This is a genomic window from Oceanicella sp. SM1341, assembly GCF_003448965.1.
GTDB lineage: Bacteria > Pseudomonadota > Alphaproteobacteria > Rhodobacterales > Rhodobacteraceae > Paroceanicella.
On record NZ_QRGC01000086.1, the window covers coordinates 1 to 1080 of the forward strand.

Genomic DNA, 1080 nt, shown 5'->3' on the forward strand with positions numbered 1-1080 from the left:
CCCGTGGCCGCATCGTGCTGCGCCACGCCGAAGAGCAGGCCGGCCGCGACGCCGGCGCCGGCGTCGGTGTCGGCAGGGGCCGGGATGGTGAGGTTGTCGCCCGGCTGGATGTAGGTCTTCATGATCGTAGCCTTCTGCTGAAGGTTGAAATTTACAGCCGCTGTCCTCTCCCCACCCGCTTCAACTACACAGGTGTTTGACACAACTTGCGTGGCTGCTTCACGCTTGTGCCGGGAGGGCTTTGGCATGTGGAAACGGAATCAGTTCACCGGGCCCGGCGGAGGTCTCGATACCGGGCCCGATGGAGGCATGTATGTCGGGTCGGGAGGCGGAGCGTCTGCCGAACCCGGCGGAGGGCTACATGCTGGTCCGGGCGGTGGACTCTCGGAGGAGCCTGGAGGGGGGCTCTCCCGCGATCCCGGCGGCGGGCTCTACATGGGGCCTGGGGGTGGGTTGTTTGCCGGCCACGGCGGGTTGATATTTAACGGCCCCCGCGGAGGACTGTATTCGGGACCGGGTGGGGGTCTGTTCAATGGGACAGATGCCAATCCCTTTCACGCGAATATCCCGCCGTGGCCGGTCTTCGTTCGAGCGCTCATTCGGCTCGAGTTCCACCACCAAGCGTCAATCATCATTGATGCATTCCGGCTCTCGGGGCACCCCCTGGAGATCCATGCCACCCGGATGCCTGAGCGTAATGCGATGGGCACAGTCAGATAGTTCGCCTTACGCGCCGGGGTTCTTGTACGCCCCGCGGTACTCGGTGACGGCCGCCCCGAAGATATGCCGGGCATTCATGGTGACCTTGTCGGGGTTCATGCCCTCGATGGTCTGCACCGTGGGCGCCTGGTAGCCGTCGAGATAGGCGTGGGTGACCGGCGGCAGGTCGGAGCTCACGAGGTACCAGGCGGTGTCCGAGCCGCCCGCCGCGGCGCCGAGATGGGCGGCCACGACCGGCGTGACGCTGGCCTTGAACGGGTTCGCGTCGACGTCCTTCGCCGGGGTCACGCTGGCGGTGAACTGGCCGGCGGCCATCTCCAGCGCCGGCGGGATGATCAGCAGGTTCGGCTCGACCATCAG

At 66.2% G+C, this 1080-nt stretch carries 1 protein-coding gene and 1 pseudogene; both read right to left on the bottom strand.

What is annotated here, in order from left to right; genetic code table 11:
* On the bottom strand, nucleotides 1-248 hold a 248-nt coding region (locus D3P35_RS27065), incomplete at its 3' end, for a capsid cement protein (RefSeq protein ID WP_370032657.1).
* 478 nt (nucleotides 249-726) lie between these two features.
* Nucleotides 727-1080 (bottom strand): annotated as a pseudogene (locus tag D3P35_RS25815) (hypothetical protein); the annotation flags it as partial.